10 protein-coding genes and 1 pseudogene are annotated in these 12,237 nt (G+C 60.3%); 1 reads left to right on the top strand and 10 read right to left on the bottom strand.

Going from position 1 to position 12,237, the window contains the following annotated elements:
* Nucleotides 1-354: 354 nt before the first annotated feature.
* A complete protein-coding gene (locus tag Q8K99_14830) occupies nucleotides 355-1,152 on the bottom strand; it encodes a glycosyltransferase family 2 protein (protein ID MDP2183821.1) in 798 nt (265 codons plus the stop codon).
* A 227-nt stretch (nucleotides 1,153-1,379) separates the two neighbouring features.
* Between Q8K99_14830 and Q8K99_14825 the strand changes: the two genes are divergently transcribed.
* On the top strand, nucleotides 1,380-2,327 hold the full coding sequence (locus Q8K99_14825) for a glycosyltransferase (protein ID MDP2183820.1): 948 nt from the start codon (nucleotides 1,380-1,382) through the stop codon (nucleotides 2,325-2,327).
* A 60-nt stretch (nucleotides 2,328-2,387) separates the two neighbouring features.
* Here the strand turns inward: Q8K99_14825 and Q8K99_14820 are convergent, their stop codons facing one another.
* The 9 genes and pseudogenes from Q8K99_14820 to rfbF form a co-directional block, all read right to left on the bottom strand.
* Complete coding sequence (locus tag Q8K99_14820; GenBank protein MDP2183819.1) at nucleotides 2,388-3,575, bottom strand: FkbM family methyltransferase; 1,188 nt, start codon at nucleotides 3,573-3,575, stop codon at nucleotides 2,388-2,390.
* Between the two features lie 205 nt (nucleotides 3,576-3,780).
* Nucleotides 3,781-4,518 (bottom strand): hypothetical protein, encoded by a 738-nt coding sequence (locus Q8K99_14815; protein ID MDP2183818.1) that lies wholly within the window; start codon nucleotides 4,516-4,518, stop codon nucleotides 3,781-3,783.
* A pseudogene (locus Q8K99_14810) lies at nucleotides 4,513-5,562 on the bottom strand (N-acetylneuraminate synthase family protein). The gene Q8K99_14815 and the pseudogene Q8K99_14810 overlap by 6 nt, the downstream one beginning before the upstream one ends.
* A 2-nt stretch (nucleotides 5,563-5,564) precedes the next feature.
* Nucleotides 5,565-6,215, bottom strand: coding sequence for a glycosyltransferase family A protein (locus Q8K99_14805; protein ID MDP2183817.1), 651 nt, complete (start codon nucleotides 6,213-6,215; stop codon nucleotides 5,565-5,567).
* A 77-nt stretch (nucleotides 6,216-6,292) separates the two neighbouring features.
* Nucleotides 6,293-8,104: a thiamine pyrophosphate-binding protein gene (locus tag Q8K99_14800; GenBank protein ID MDP2183816.1), complete on the bottom strand. Its 1,812-nt coding sequence runs from the start codon at nucleotides 8,102-8,104 to the stop codon at nucleotides 6,293-6,295.
* Nucleotides 8,105-8,106: 2 nt separating this feature from the next.
* Nucleotides 8,107-9,174: an NAD-dependent epimerase/dehydratase family protein gene (locus tag Q8K99_14795; GenBank protein MDP2183815.1), complete on the bottom strand. Its 1,068-nt coding sequence runs from the start codon at nucleotides 9,172-9,174 to the stop codon at nucleotides 8,107-8,109.
* 256 nt (nucleotides 9,175-9,430) lie between these two features.
* Complete coding sequence (locus Q8K99_14790; GenBank protein ID MDP2183814.1) at nucleotides 9,431-9,943, bottom strand: GtrA family protein; 513 nt, start codon at nucleotides 9,941-9,943, stop codon at nucleotides 9,431-9,433.
* 88 nt (nucleotides 9,944-10,031) lie between these two features.
* Nucleotides 10,032-11,387, bottom strand: coding sequence for a lipopolysaccharide biosynthesis protein RfbH (gene rfbH, locus Q8K99_14785; GenBank protein MDP2183813.1), 1,356 nt, complete (start codon nucleotides 11,385-11,387; stop codon nucleotides 10,032-10,034).
* Nucleotides 11,388-11,393: 6 nt separating this feature from the next.
* Nucleotides 11,394-12,164 (bottom strand): glucose-1-phosphate cytidylyltransferase, encoded by a 771-nt coding sequence (gene rfbF / locus Q8K99_14780; protein ID MDP2183812.1) that lies wholly within the window; start codon nucleotides 12,162-12,164, stop codon nucleotides 11,394-11,396.
* Nucleotides 12,165-12,237: the final 73 nt, after the last annotated feature.

Here is a 12,237-nt window from a genome sequence, read left to right as displayed (position 1 = left end):
CTCCAAGACCCGACGCTCTTCCTCGCTGAGTTCGATGACGTACGGGCTTCTTCTGGACATGGCACCTCCTCTCCTCACGGAGATGGTACCATGTCCGAGAGCCACGGATTACGCGCTAATACTTAGGAATCCGAGAACTAGGCGGCGGTAGGGCCAGTCGAGAACTCGGAGGCAGCCCCTACTCAGCCTCGACGACGCGTTGCGTCTCACGGTGGACTGGTACAAATGCTTCTACTCGCAGGGCGACGCGTGCGCTCTCACGCACAGACAAGTCGAGCGGTACGAACAATCCTTCTCAGCGTTTGTGGAGTGATGCCCACCACGCCGCAACCCGAGATGCCTACCGAAACGCTTTCAGACGTTGGCCAATCCCCCGGCGAGCGTGTCAAACCACTTCTGCATGAGCCGTCCGTAGTTCTGCTGGAAGTACTGCCTTGGCGAGTCCGGAGCGTCGCCCTTCGAGTTGACGGTCGTGCCCCAGTAGTGCGTCAGCCTGGACGCAGGCTGGTACAACACTTTGAACCCGGCGTCCCGCACCGCGAGATTGAAGTCCACATCCTCGAAGTTCGCGACGATGTAGCCCTCGTCCATCCCGTTCACGCGGTCCCAGACCTTCTTGGTGGTCAGCAGGCACGCCGCAGTGACGCCCGGCACCTCTTCGAGCACGTTGGCCGCCGGAAGATCCTCCGGCTCCTTGAGGTAGCGGTGGTACGGCCAGAAGTGCGGCCGCGGATCGGTATTGTACTGGAACTCGATCCCGCAGTGCTGCAGCGTGGTGTCGGGCAGCATCAGCTTGGACCCCACCGCTCCCACGCCCGGCTCCAGCACTTCGAGCATGCTGTCGAGCCATCCCTCCATCGGCACGGTGTCGTTGTTGAGCAGGCAAATCGTGCCGTTTCGTGAGGCTGCGACACCCTGATTGCAGCCCGCGGCAAAGCCCACGTTGCGCTTGTTGTAGAAAACCCGCACGTGCGGCTTCTCCTCTTCGAGCTGACGAAGGTACTCGGGCGTCCCGTCAGTGGACGCGTTGTCCACGATGATGATCTGATGGCCCGAGGTCGTGGCGTCGAGCGCCTCGAGGCACTCCTGCGTGTACTTCAGTTGGTTATGCGCGAGGATGACGATCGACACGCCCCGTGGTTGCTTCTTCATGCGGCCGAACCCCTCGCTCTCTGGGCTTCGCGTTCCTCCGCTAGGCCACCTCTCACACCATCGCTCCCTTTGCCCTCTGGTGTCATCGTGCGTCGCTCCCTAGCCGGAGGCGTCCACCAAACGCAGTGTGTGATAAACTCCCGCTGCTGAGTGTAGCCGACGATGGCACCAGGGTCGCGCGAGCGGCCCGCCCTGGTCGATGCACAACCATTGGGAAGACAACTCATATGTCGAAGAAGCTCATCAGCATCGTCACACCCTGCTACAACGAAGAGGGCAATGTCGTAGAACTCTACGAGCGGCTGAAGCAGGTTCTCGCCAGCTTGACTGAGTACGACTACGAACACATCTTCATCGACAACGCCTCAACTGACTCGACGCAATCCATCCTCAGGTCATTGGCAGCGTCCGATCATCGAGTCAAGGTCATCTTCAACATGCGCAACTTCGGGCAAACCAGGTCGCCCTATCATGCGGTACTCGAGGCACGCGGTGACGCAGTGATCTGCATGGTCTCTGACCTCCAAGATCCTCCGGAACTCATCTCCAAGTTCGTAGAACAATGGGAGGCTGGCTTCAAGGTTGTCGTAGGTCAGAAGACCGAGAGCGCAGAATCCCGCCTCTTCTATCTCCTTCGAACCGCCTACTACAGGCTCGTTCGCAGTCTCGCCGATGTCGAGCTAATCGAGCACGTCACCGGCTTCGGACTGTACGACCGCGAGGTGATCGAACGGCTGCGCGGCTTGGACGACCCGTACCCCTACGTGCGTGGCCTGATATCAGAATTCGGCTACCCCGTGGCCCGCATCCCCTATCGTCAACTCAATCGGAAGAGCGGTGTTACCAAGAACAACTTCTACACGCTCTATGACTTGGCGATGCTCGGCTTCACAAGTCACTCGAAGGTTCCGCTTCGATTGGCTGCCATGCTAGGATTCCTCACTGCAACGCTGAGCTTGGTCGCGGGACTTGTCTATCTGGTGTACAAGCTGTTGTTCTGGAACCAGCTCGCGGTGGGCGTCGCCCCGCTGGTTATAGGATTGTTCTTCTTCTCCTCGGTACAACTCATCTTCCTGGGCATAGTGGGCGAGTACGTCGGCGCCATCTACACCCAAGTGCTGCACCGGCCTTTGGTTGTAGAACGAGAGCGCATCAACTTCGAGCCGGCGGAATAGGGCTCCCCCGTCCAGACGCGATGTCGGGCAACTGCCAACATCACCGATTTGACCCAGCAGCTACCTACGACTCTCACGGTGCACGGCATAGCAGACGGTCTCCCATCCGGCATTGCGGTGGCGGCGCAGGTAGAAGCTGTACTCACTCGACATCGAAGCCAAGAGGTTGGGGATTCGCCACAGGTGGTCGACTGTGTGGTACACACAAACCGCGAGTCGCGGCAAGCCCTTCTTGATGATTTGTCCCGCACCACAAAGCGCATCGAATTCGGCGCCCTCTACGTCCATCTTGATATACATGGACGTCCCCGTCTTGAGCACGTCGTCAAGGGCCACACACGGCACCTCAGTCGCTCCTCCAACACCCATTCGAGATTGATCGCTACCGGAGGCGTCGAAAGAGACTGTGCCCGACTGGCCCGAAACCGCTGCCTGGAGGACATCGATACGTTTGGCGACCGTTGGCGGGAGAGCCTCTCTGAATGCCGACAGTAGTGCGAAGTTCACTGGGTCCGGCTCAAATGCGTGGATTTGGGCGAACCCATCTCCGCGCCTCTCGAGGTACATGCGGATTGTGTCACCATCAAACGCACCGCAGTCCACAAACACTTCTCCCGTGTCAGGACCCACCATCGAAGGCAGATCAGATGGGAAGTACTGGTCAGGCGCTCCGGGGGGCAGCTGTTCCCAGTCAAGCCATAGCCGATTGCGAATCTGCGCTACGTACTCAGCCCGTGACGTCTCGTCTGCCCAGAGGTCCAAGGCGCGCGACACCTGGTCAGCTTGCTCGATTACCTTTCCGGGTGAGTCGAGAAAGAAGTATGGGCCGAATACCGACGGGTACTTCCAATACAGATAGCCCACGGAGATGACGCGAACCGGGCGTATTCGATTCAGCTGAGCCTCGACTTGAGCGACTGGGTGCCCACTTTCCACGTGCAGAATCGTCACTAGGAACACCGAATGATCACCGTAGTCGAGTGCCGCAGCCTCCGGGCTCAACACAGGAATCCCGTCAACAACAGTGTTCCATAGATCGGGGTTGTTATCGGAGAACGCCACTGGTGGAATGCCGAGTGACCGGAGACCGGCGAGAGTCCGCCTACCCATTCCACCCGCCCCGAACAGGACGACCGAGTCTGCCACGGGCGCGGCCATCCTGTCGAAACTCGAGTACGCGCGCTCAATCACCGATTCGTAGCTCTCGGAGAGGAGAAGTTCCAGCTGATGAGAGAGGTCTTCACTCAATGTGACTCAACTCCGTTTAGTCGGACGAGGCCAAGCAGGCGCGGTCATCACCAGCCGGTTCAGCCGCTTTCGATCTTGCTGATATCGGGTATGCAGCGCAACATGCTGGAGGCCGGCAACGGGACGGTGCCGCGAGCCTCGTTCGCATCGTCAGGTGGCATATGGGTGACATCTTGTCACACGTGCAGGGTATACCGTCAAGGCGCTAGTGGTGCCCGCGGCGTTGCTGTTCCCGCCATGCGGCGACGAACGCCGTTGCGGGCAGAGAACGAGGATCTCCCGCGTGCCTCTCCTCCTGCTGCACGAGTGACAGGAGGCCTCGGAGACGCCCGAGGTCGGCTTCGGTCACAATATCGAGTTTGACGTCTGAAGATGCGAGAACACTCGGCGGTCGTGCGGCCTCGACACGCAGATTCTCGGCACTTGCCAGCGAGACCAGAGTCGCGCACTCGCGCGACTGAGGGTCGGTCACACACATCTCAAGATACTCGAGAGCAGCACGGGACACTACTGGTCCGGCTAGGCCGCTTGCGCAGTAGTCGCTTGCGTCTTCGCAGGCGCAATCGGGGCGAGAGGCTCGAAAGAACCTCACGACTCGGTCGATCTCCACGGGATCGACGAGCGGGTTCGCGACAGAAACGCAAACGATGACGTCGGCACGTGACCGACGCGCCGCAGTCACGATGTGATGAAGGGCGTCATCCCGCGGACCCCGGACAACGCTGACGGCGTGCTCAACAGCCAGATGCGTGAGGAGTCCATCGTCCTCTCCATCGGGTATGGCGACAAGCAACTCATCAATCGTCGAAGCCTGCCGTACCCGCTCGATCACCCAGTCGATCAGCCGGAAACCGCCGAGCTCGGCCATCTCAAAGTGGGGAAGACGATTCTTTGCGCCGCCCAAGTCCAGGACAGCAACCGTTCGCTCGCCACCCGCTCGCATGACGTCGGACCACATGAGGATGTGGTCCGACGGTAGGTCGCGGGCAGCAGACATCCCCAGGACTTCGTCGTAGTTCGCTGCCGTGATTCCCGTGCCCGGACGTTTGGCAACCGTTGCCTTGCACAAGGACTCTCCTGAGTGCACGTCCTTCGCCAGGACTACACTCCTTCGTGCATTCATTCGCGCAGGCCGCTCCGAGTCCAGCGCCCGCTTGCCCGCCGTCCCTGCAAGCTTGCGCGTCAAGTCGAGACGCTGGCGGAAGCGCGCGAGGTCAGCGCTATCCATAGCGTGGTAGTGATCGTTGCCTGGCAACGACTTGTCGTACGTGAAGTGCTTCTCAATGATGTCGGCGCCCGCCATGTAGGCCGCCGTCAATGCCGTCATTGACTCATCTGGCACCGTGTGGTCCGAGTAGCCTATCACTAAGTCCGGGAAGGCCTCGCGCAGATCCCTGATCATGAGCAGGTTCGCGTTTGCATCCGACGTGGGGTAGTTGAGCACGCAGTGCAGCAATGCCAGCGAGGGCGCTCCGACTTCGAGAAGCAGGTGAACTGCTTCTCGGGTCTCCGCTAGGGTCGACGCGCCGCACGACAGTAGCACCGGCTTGCCGATGGCGGCAATCTTGCGCAGCAGGGATACGTTCGTGATGTCGGCGGAGGCGACTTTGATGCACGGCATCAGCGGAGCGAGAAAGTCGACCGCGCCTTCGTCAAAGGGCGTTGACAGGAAATCAACGCCGCGGACACTACACTCCTCGGCCAGCAGTTGATACTCGGTCTCACCGAACCCGTCGTAACGACTGAACAGTTCGAATTGACTTCTCGCAGGCTCTTTGGCTGTATCCCAATACGAAGCACTCTCCCGCGCTGCAAGAGTGGCGGCCTTATACGTCTGGAACTTGACCGCATCAGCGCCGCCCGCTGCCGCGAGTGTGATCATCTCTACGGCAAGATCTAGACGTCCTTCATGGTTGACTCCGATCTCAGCAATGACGTACGGCTCGCCGTCGCCAACGACGCGGTGTCCTATGGCGATGCAGGGCATCGCTATCCTTCCTTCTCTTGTAGTCTCTGGCGGAACTGCGCCATCTTCGCGAGATCGTTCGTCATGTTGTTCTCGTGCCGGCGATAGCGGTAGAGGGGCAGCTGGATGCGGTCGATCGTATGCTTCGCAAGGAATCGATGACGGAGGTCCTCGTCTTCGCAAGACAGAAACTCCTCGTCGTACAACCCAACGTCAATCAGCTGTTCGATGTGGAACATGATGCCGCAAGCGATGGGATGCTCGAGACAGTCTCGATGTGCGAGTGTTACGCCTTCATCATTCACGAGTAGGTAGTCGCACGCGAAAGCGCCACTACTCTCATTCATCTTCAGATGCGCCTCTAGAATCCTGATGAAGTCCTCATGAACGTAGTCATCGCCGTCAATCCGCACTACGTATTGACCACGCGCTTCTCGAATCCCCACGTTGAGCGATGCTGGCAGGCCGAGTTGCTCTTCGTTGTTGATCAACCGTATGTCATCCTCGAACACTTCGAGAGCAAACCGACTGCGATCGGTGCTTGCATCGTTCACCACGATGACCTCGTAGCTACCCCGATCCACACTCTGCTTCAGCGCGGAACGAATGGCCCGACCTATGTACCGTTCGACGTTGTAGGCAGTGATCACTATCGAAGTAGTCGGGATGTTCATGCTCACTCAGCCCCTCTCCGCTCACCGCTCGCCCTGGGGGCGGCGGCTTCTCTCTCCGGTAGCAGCCTGCGTGACCATCAACTGTCGACGCCTTCTTGTCGAAACAGCGACATAACGGCCTCTCTCTCTTCTTCCGGCAGGAAGGGATACTGGTCATCAAGCGGGCTGGATTCGAACGTGCCGTCTTCGCGACGTCGCGAGACGATCCGTGGATTCCGTTCTTGGTGGTAAGAAACGTTGACCTCGCAGAGACAGGGACCGTCCACAGCCAAGACCGCACGAACCCCATCCTCCAGGTCCTGATTCGACCTGAGAACCCGATACTCCAGCCCATAGGCGGAAGCAAGCGACTCGAAGTCCGGATTGCTGACCCCCGAAGCTGCATCGCAACCGATGAACCTGCCCGCACAGAAGAGCGCCTGTGTAGCACGGATAGACTGATATCCGCTGTTGTTGAGTATGAATATCTTGATGTCCATTCGGTTGTGACCGATGGTAAGAAGTTCTTGCACGTTCATCTCGATGCTGCCGTCGCCAGTGACGAGGACGACCTGAGCACCGCCCCTCGCGACAGATGCGCCCACTGCAGCCGGCAGATCCCATCCCATGGCGCCGTAGTTGCGATTCGTGATGACCCTCTGGCCCGTCTTGACGGCAAAGGAATGGAAGACCGACTGGGCGTCCAGACCATTTCCGCTGAGAATCACCTCTCCCGGGCGCATAGCCTCGGATATCCGATGCACGAGCACGTAGCTGTTCACATGCTCAACGTCAGCGGAGTGGTCGGCAGTGACCAGCGGGTATCGACTCTTCCACTCGGAGAGTGCGTCCAGCCAACGCCCATCGCGACTACTCCGGCAATAGGACCCGTTCTCGAGCGTCTCCGCCAGGAACCATTTGACATCCGCCACCAGCGAGAAATCGACGGCGAGGTTTGGCTTGTTCGATTCCTCCGCATCAATGTTCACCATGACCTTCCTGGCCATCGGTGCGAAGCGGTCGGCATCGAAGCCGATGGCGGCTACCGACATGCTGGTACCGAGGCACAGGAGGAGATCCGCATTCTGGATGGCAAAGTTCGCCCTTCTTTGGCCCGTTGGGCCGAACCTCCCCATATACAGTGTGTGCTCTTCAGGCATAAGGTCCATGCCACCGATCGTGGCGACGACTGGACAGCCAAAACGCTCGACGAACTGAAGGAGGAGGTCCTCTGCTCCCGCCATACGTATGCCACTGCCGCACACCGCCAGCGGCCGGTTCGCATGCGCCAATAGACCCAGCACGGTAGCGAGTTCGTCGAGTTGGCCGTCTCGGCGTGGATTCGATCCATCGGCAGCGGACTGCGCATGTACGCCGGACCCCGGTTCACGAACCGTCATCCCTTGAACGTCCAACGGGATGTTGAGCCAGACGGGTCCCGGGCGTCCAGATGTTGCGGTGCGGACAGCTCGTTCCAACTGCGCCTGTACGTCGTCCGTGGGCGTCAGGGTATGCGCATACTTCGTCACAGGTCGTGCCATTGAGATGATGTCGATCTCCTGCGGCCCGAACTGTCGATGCTTGGAGTAGTGGGCAATTAGGTCGGTCCGAACTTGTCCCGAGATGACGACGACCGGTACTGAGTCGACCCAGGCACCCGCGATACCTGACAGGGCATTCGTGCTACCGGGCCCTGTGGTGACGAGGCAAACGCCAACGCCCCCAGTGACTCTCGCATACGCTTCCGCGGCGATGGCGCAGGCCTGCTCATGGTGATTGCACCAGTACCTCATGTCTGGATTGCGTCCCAACGCGTCAACCAGATGCATGATTCCGCCACCGGTGACGGTGAAGACATCGCGGACCTTGCGTGCGGCAAGGAACTCGAAGACGAGGTCGGCAACCGTCAAGGCTATGCCCCTTCCTGAGTCGTAGCGATTCTCCTGTGCCAAGTCGCTGTTCGGGCAACGGCGTCACGCAGTCCGATCGTCACACACAGCCCCAATTCCCGGACAGCTCGAGCAGTGTCGGGCACGTACCGCTGCCTCAGGCCACCAGCGACCGGTTCCCTCGCGACCTCGATGCGGATGCTGTCATCGACCACCTGAGCAACCAGTGTAGCAAGGTCGAGGATGCTGATGCTTCTGTAGGAGCCAACGTTGTATGGGCGAGCCGGCTCGCCCCGAAGCAGTATCGTCCAAAGCCACGACGCAAGGTCCGCAGAATACAGATAGGATCGCATCGGTGTGCCATCACCTGAAAGCCTTATTGCGTCTCCCCGCAGTGCGCTTCCGATGAAGTCGCCGATCGCGTATCCTGAGTCCAAGGGGAGGTAGGGACCGACAAAAGCGAAGCAGCGAGCAATCTTGGTCTGAAGTCCAGTCTCGTGGTGGGCCGCGCTGCAGAGGAATTCGGCAGCTCTCTTCCCATGCCCATATGCGTGAGCAACACTCTCGGGAGGGGGCGCAATCGCGTCGTCCTCGGAGAGTCGGTCGCAGTCTGCCGGTTGCGGCCCGTAGACTGCGCCGGAGCTGGTGAATAGGAGTTGCTCGACTTCGCGGGACCTTGCGAACTCGAGAACTCGGCGGGTGCCGCAAACTGCTGTGTCGAAGTAAGCCGAGGGCGCGGGATTGGTCAGTCGGGTGTTCGTCTCCGCTGCCATGTGGAGGACGTGCGTGAACGGACCTTCGGGGAACTCGAACGAGCAGACATCGCCTGCGACAAGCGTGACCTCTTCTCTTCGTGCCAAGTGCGGCGACTGTCGCCCGAATCGCCCTGGGTCACGCGAGAGCACGACCGCTTCTACACCTAGACTCAGCTGATCGTTCGCCCAAAGCAGGCTCTCAAGCATCCAGTGGCCGAAGAATCCGGTCCCCCCTGTGATGAGGACGCGTCCGCCGCGCAGTGCACCCCAGATCTCACCCGTCTGCGCCAAGATGTGGTTCAAATCGGCGGCGAGGGGATTCGGGGGCCTATCCACGGCGGCGCTCACCAGCGGCCCGGAGTACGTGCGCCAGCGCCACCGCGACTGCCCCACGTTGCACGTCGGTGGGGGTCAGCATGCAGCGAGTTCCGGGATAGGTTGATCTGCCAGTCATCATGAAATGCCCCTTGAGGATGCGCTCGTCTCATCTTATCGCGAGGACACAACCCGGGCGAACCTCCCGCGTATGCCGAGTCTCGATCACTTGGCATCGCGCGTTCATCGCACGCAGTGATCCGGTGACCCGTCGAGCTCATTCGCCATCGTGACGCGCGCGACCCTCACGGGCCTCGTCGAACTCGGGGTGTCTGCGAAACGTGAAGTACTTGTGACCCAGATAGCTGAATACCGTGGTCACGGCAATCGTGACGAGACCACCGATCTGAGGCGTGAGGTGCGCCACGCGGACCGTCAGCCACAGAACTCCCGTGCCCAGGACCTGGGCAGGCGCATACACGAAGTACGCCCGCCCTATCTGGGGCAGCAGGGCACCCTCGCTGCGAAACACCAAGTACTTCATCGTCACCGTGCTCTGCGGCACGGCGACAAACCACCCAAGCAACCCAACGACAAGGTAGTAGTTGCGCCCGACAAGTGAGATGAGCAGCACGGGTGAAGACTCAACTGAACGCAGCGGGTTCCCGACGAGTGCAAGCAGAAGCAAGAATAGGCCGTACCCGAACACCGTGTTCCAGCCACCGACGAAGAGGTAGCGCAGCTTCTCCGCATGGGTTGCGATGAACCCCCGCAGCCACCCAGCCGACATGCTGCGACCCTCATCCACCTTCACGACTTGGCGCTCGCATTCTCGGAGCACTCGTACGCGGTCCCTGAGTTCGCCAAGCCGGACACGATCATCTCGCCGTCGCCGTCGAAACCGCGTCGCCGATGACCGACGCCATGTACCGCACCATCTCCTCTGTAAGACCCGGGTAGACGCCGACCCAGAACGAGTCGTTCATGATGCGGTCCGTATTCTCCAGCGGCTCCACGACGCGGTAGCCCTCATGGAGCTTGCGCATTCCGTCGAACAGCGGCTGGCGAACCATGTTCCCAGCGAAGAGCATCCGCGTCTGAATCCCTGCGTCCTCCAGCTTCCGGACGATCGCGTCACGGGACACACCGCACCCAGACCGCACCGTCATCAGGCAACCAAACCAGCTCGGATCGCTACCCTCGGTCGCCTGTTGGAGCATGAGCGCGTCGGAAAGAGGCTCGAGAAGTTCGGCGAGCAAGTCATGGTTGCGACGGCGGGCCTTCACGAACCCGGGCAGCTTCTCTAGCTGGGCGCAGCCGATTGCAGCCTGCATCTCGGTCGCCTTCAAGTTGTAGCCGAACTCCGAATACACGTACTTGTGGTCGTAGCCCAACGGCAGTTCGCCGAACTGCTGCGAGAAACGCTTCCCGCAGGTATTGTCGCGTCCGGAAGGGCACCAGCAGTCCCGCCCCCAGTCTCGGAGCGACAAGAGGATGGCGGCGAGACGATCGTCGTTGGTGTACGCGGCGCCCCCCTCACCCATTGTCAGGTGGTGAGGGGGGTAGAAGCTGCTAGTCCCGATGTCACCGAAACCACCGGTGAGTACACCCCGATAGCGAGAGCCGAGAGCATCGCAGTTGTCCTCCACCAGCCAGAGGCCGTGGCGCTCACAGAACGCGCGGACAGCACCCACGTCGAATGGATTGCCAAGGGTGTGCGCGAGCATGACGGCTTTGGTACGAGGTGACAGTGCTCCATCAAGGAGTGAGACATCGACGTTCGCGGTGGATAGCTCCACGTCAACGAAGACAGGGACGGCCCCGTACTGGACGATGGGGGTGATCGTCGTTGGAAAGCCGGCGGCGACGGTGATCACCTCGTCGCCGCGCTCCACGCGCCGCTCGCCTAGCTTCTCGGAGGTGAGCGCCATGAAAGCGAGGAGATTCGCGGATGAGCCCGAGTTCACCAAGAAGCAGTGTCTCGTTCCGACATAGCAGCCGAGGCTCTCCTCAAACCGCTTCGAGTACCTACCGTACGTCAGCCAGAAATCGAGCGACGCGTCGACGAGATCGACCATCTCGCGTGAGTCGAACACGCGGCCCGCGTAGTTCACCCGGGTCTTGCCAGGTTCGAACGGCTCGCGCTCGCCATAGGTCGCTTCGAAGTACCGCCGAACCGCGTCGAGAATCTCGCTCCTGAGGTCGTCGCCCGGCTCCTTGGGGTCAGGCGCCATCTCGGCTCACCAGACCTTCCAGGGCGCCCTGCCGGACAGCCACAGTTGCTCGAGATCGTTCTTGTCGCGAATCGTGTCCATCGGCTGCCAGAAGCCCAGGTGCTTGTGAGCCCTCAGCTGATCCTCCTCGGCAAGTGTCTCCAGGGGTTGCTGCTCGAATGGCATCTCGTCCCCAGAGATGTAGTCCAGTACCTCGGGTTGCAGGACGAAGTAGCCGCCGTTGATCCAGCCACCATCACCTGCAGGCTTCTCATTGAAAGCTGTGACGGCAGAATCGTTGCCGACGGCCAGTGCTCCGAACCGGCCGAGCGGCTGGACGGCCGTGACAGTCGCCAGTCTGCCATGCGACCGATGGTACTCAACGAGTTCGCCTATGTTCACGTCCGACACCCCGTCGCCATACGTCATCATGAAGGTCTCATCACCGACGTACGGCGCGACACGCTTGAGCCTGCCGCCCGTCTGAGTCTCGGCTCCTGTGTCCACGAGCGTGACGTGCCACGGTTCGTTCGCGTTCTGGTGCACCTGCATGTCGCGAGTGCGCATGTCGAAGGTGACGTCACAGTTGTGCAGGAAATAGTTGGAGAAGTACTCCTTGATCATGTAGCCCTTGTAGCCGAGGCATATGACGAACTCGTTGAAGCCGTAGTGACTGTACGTCTTCATGATGTGCCATAGCATCGGCTTTTCGCCGACCTCGGCCATAGGCTTAGGTCGCGTCTGGGTCTCCTCTGCAAGCCGAGTCCCCAAACCACCTGCCAAGATTACAACCTTCATGGACCTCTCCACCTCATGGGAACCCGAGTCGAGATTCTCTTCTGGCTCAATCGGGACGAGCAGTACGCCGACT

The organism is Actinomycetota bacterium (assembly GCA_030682655.1).
Taxonomy (GTDB): Bacteria; Actinomycetota; Coriobacteriia; order Anaerosomatales; family JAUXNU01; genus JAUXNU01.
Note: the sequence above shows the minus strand (reverse complement) of the source record. Positions and strands in the feature narration are given on the sequence as shown.

What these genes read in the sequence shown, in the direction of transcription:
- Q8K99_14830 (MDP2183821.1), bottom strand. Translation starts at nt 1,152, where the DNA reads ATGAAGAAGCAACCACGGGGCGTGTCGATCGTCATCCTCGCGCATAAC.
- Q8K99_14825 (MDP2183820.1), top strand. Translation starts at nt 1,380, where the DNA reads ATGTCGAAGAAGCTCATCAGCATCGTCACACCCTGCTACAACGAAGAG.
- Q8K99_14815 (MDP2183818.1), bottom strand. Translation starts at nt 4,518, where the DNA reads ATGCGAGCGGGTGGCGAGCGAACGGTTGCTGTCCTGGACTTGGGCGGC.
- Q8K99_14805 (MDP2183817.1), bottom strand. Translation starts at nt 6,215, where the DNA reads ATGAACATCCCGACTACTTCGATAGTGATCACTGCCTACAACGTCGAA.
- Q8K99_14790 (MDP2183814.1), bottom strand. Translation starts at nt 9,943, where the DNA reads ATGTCGGCTGGGTGGCTGCGGGGGTTCATCGCAACCCATGCGGAGAAG.
- rfbH (MDP2183813.1), bottom strand. Translation starts at nt 11,387, where the DNA reads ATGGCGCCTGACCCCAAGGAGCCGGGCGACGACCTCAGGAGCGAGATT.
- rfbF (MDP2183812.1), bottom strand. Translation starts at nt 12,164, where the DNA reads ATGAAGGTTGTAATCTTGGCAGGTGGTTTGGGGACTCGGCTTGCAGAG.